Origin of the sequence: Microbacterium sp. B24, from assembly GCF_000333415.1 — a bacterium.
Classification (GTDB): Bacteria; Actinomycetota; Actinomycetes; order Actinomycetales; family Microbacteriaceae; genus Microbacterium.
Map to the genome: position 1 here is coordinate 497 of NZ_BADB01000028.1, position 2,133 is coordinate 2,629.

Annotated in this window: 3 protein-coding genes and 1 pseudogene (1 of these 4 running past the window's edge); 1 reads left to right on the forward strand and 3 read right to left on the reverse strand. The window is 68.2% G+C overall.

Annotated elements, in window-relative coordinates; all coding sequences use genetic code 11:
• The 3 genes and pseudogenes from I5I_RS00525 to nusA all read right to left on the reverse strand — a co-directional run.
• A pseudogene (locus I5I_RS00525) lies at nucleotides 1–329 on the reverse strand (translation initiation factor IF-2 N-terminal domain-containing protein) (its annotated part extends 496 nt beyond the left edge of the window); the annotation flags it as partial.
• A gap of 89 nt (nucleotides 330–418) precedes the next feature.
• Nucleotides 419–607, reverse strand: coding sequence for a YlxR family protein (locus I5I_RS00530; RefSeq protein ID WP_239639974.1), 189 nt, complete (start codon nucleotides 605–607; stop codon nucleotides 419–421).
• A gap of 132 nt (nucleotides 608–739) precedes the next feature.
• Nucleotides 740–1,726 carry a transcription termination factor NusA gene (nusA, locus tag I5I_RS00535; RefSeq protein WP_036315010.1) on the reverse strand — a complete coding sequence of 329 codons (987 nt, stop codon included), beginning with the start codon at nucleotides 1,724–1,726 and terminating at the stop codon, nucleotides 740–742.
• A gap of 106 nt (nucleotides 1,727–1,832) precedes the next feature.
• Between nusA and I5I_RS00540 the strand changes: the two genes are divergently transcribed.
• A complete protein-coding gene (locus tag I5I_RS00540) occupies nucleotides 1,833–2,111 on the forward strand; it encodes a GPR1/FUN34/YaaH family transporter (protein ID WP_036315016.1) in 279 nt (92 codons plus the stop codon).
• Nucleotides 2,112–2,133: the final 22 nt, after the last annotated feature.

Consider the following 2,133-nt stretch of genomic DNA (forward strand, 5'->3'; position numbering starts at 1 on the left):
GNGNGGNGAGTTTTGGTCGCGGCCGGAGCGGCCGGTGCGGGCGCGGCCGGGGCCGCGGGCTTCGCCGGCCCGGGACGCGCTGCCGGGCGTGCGCCCGGAGTCGGGGCCTTGGGAGCGGCATTCGCCGCGGGGGTGGCGGCGGAGTCGGCCGGCTTCTTGGCCGCGCCGTCGGCCTCGAGGGCCGCTCGCAGCTTGCGCGCCACGGGGGGCGCAATGGTCGATGAGGGGCTCTTGACGTATTCGCCGAGCTCCTTCAGCTTCGCGAGAGCGACTTTACTGTCGACGCGGATCTCCGAAGCGATCTCGTGCACGCGTGGGTTTGCCCACATTCTCCTGTCTGAGGTCTCCCCGGGACAGGGCAGACCGTTACTTGCGGACGGGTCTCATTTCGAGCCGTTCACTTTGTGTCCATAGCCGTTCAGCCGTTTCGCTGGTGGGTGTTCTGAAAGGTCTGCGTGTCGAGTGGTCCCGACACACGCAGTGCTCGTCCGAAGGCGCGGCGCCGGATCGCGGCATCCACACACGCATCCGTGTCATGCACCCACGCACCCCGCCCGGGAAGGACGGCCTTCTCGTCGGCGACGAGGACGCCGTCTCGCTCCACCACTCGCAGGAGGGAGGACCGGGAGACGCGCGCGCGGCATCCCACGCACGTTCGAACGGGATCCATCTTACCCCCACTCGCCGCACGGAGATGGCGTCGCGGGACGAACGCGACCAGCCGGGCCGGATCGCTCCGTCACGACTCGAGGATCGAGTCGGGCTGAATGTCGATCTTGGCACCGGTGAGCTTCGCGGCCAGGCGGGCGTTCTGCCCCTCCTTGCCGATGGCGAGCGACAGCTGATAATCCGGAACGAGCGCGCGCACTGCTTTGGTCCCCGCGTCGAGCACGAAACTGGATGTCACTTTGGCGGGCGACAGGGCGTTGGCGACGAACTTCGCGAGCTCCGGGTCGTAGTCGACGATGTCGATCTTCTCTCCGCCCAGTTCTTCCGTCACAGCGCGCACGCGGCGTCCGAGTTCGCCGATGCAGGCCCCCTTGGCGTTGATCGCCGGGTCCTTGGCCGTGACCGCGATCTTGGTGCGGTGACCGGCCTCGCGAGCCAGGGAGGTGATCTCCACGAGTCCCGACGCGATCTCCGGCACCTCGAGGGCGAAGAGCTTGCGGACGAGGCCGGGGTGGGTACGCGAGACGGTGATCTGCGGCCCCTTCGTGCCCTTCGACACCGAGGTGACGTAGACGCGCAGACGGGAGCCGTGAGCGTACTGCTCGCCGGCCACCTGCTCCTCGGGCGGGAGGATGGCCTCGACGGTGCCGAGGTCGACGTGGACCATGCGCGGGTTCGGTCCCTGCTGGATGACACCGGCGACGATGTCGCCCTCCTTGCCGCGGAACTCACCGAGGATGGCGTCATCGGCGATGTCGCGCAGACGCTGGCCGATGACCTGCTTGGCGGCGTAGGCGGCGATGCGGCCGAAGTCCTCGGGAGTCGACTCCTCCTCGCCGATGATCGCGCCGTCCTCGTCACGCAGCGGGACGTAGACGGCGACGTGGCCGGTCTTGCGGTCGAGCAGCGCCCGTGCACCCTCGGGAAGCTCCCCGTCGGGAGAGGTGTGCTTGGCGTAGGCGGTGAGAATCGCCTGCTCGATGATCCCGACCAGTTCGTCGAACGGGATCTCCTTCTCACGCTCGACCGTCCGCAGCAGTCCCAGATCGATGTCCACAGGTGCCTCCCTATTCAGCTCTCGACGCGAGGTCACCCTCGGTCACCTGCCCGATTTTACCCGATGGCCTCCGCTGCTCGGCGGCGCCGGCGTGCATACTGGCGGAATGGATGCCGCAGTCCCCGCCCGCGCACACGTGGTCCCGGAGCCGCGGCGCGCCGACCCCGGTCTGATCGGCCTGCTGGGGTTCGTGATCGCGACCCTCACCGCTCAGCTGGCGCATCTGGGTGTGCAGAACGAGAGCGCGGTGTTCTGGGTGGGCGCGGTGTTCGGGGGTGTCGTCCAGGTGATCGCGGGAATGCTCTCCTACTTCGTCGGCGACGACTTCCATTTCATCGTCTACAACGCCTTCGGGTGGTACTGGATCTGCATGCCCGGACTCTAGAGGATCCCCGGGACCGAGCTCG

Excerpts from the sequence above, each read along its gene's own strand:
- I5I_RS00540 (WP_036315016.1), top strand. The coding sequence starts at position 1,833 with ATGGATGCCGCAGTCCCCGCCCGCGCACACGTGGTCCCGGAGCCGCGG.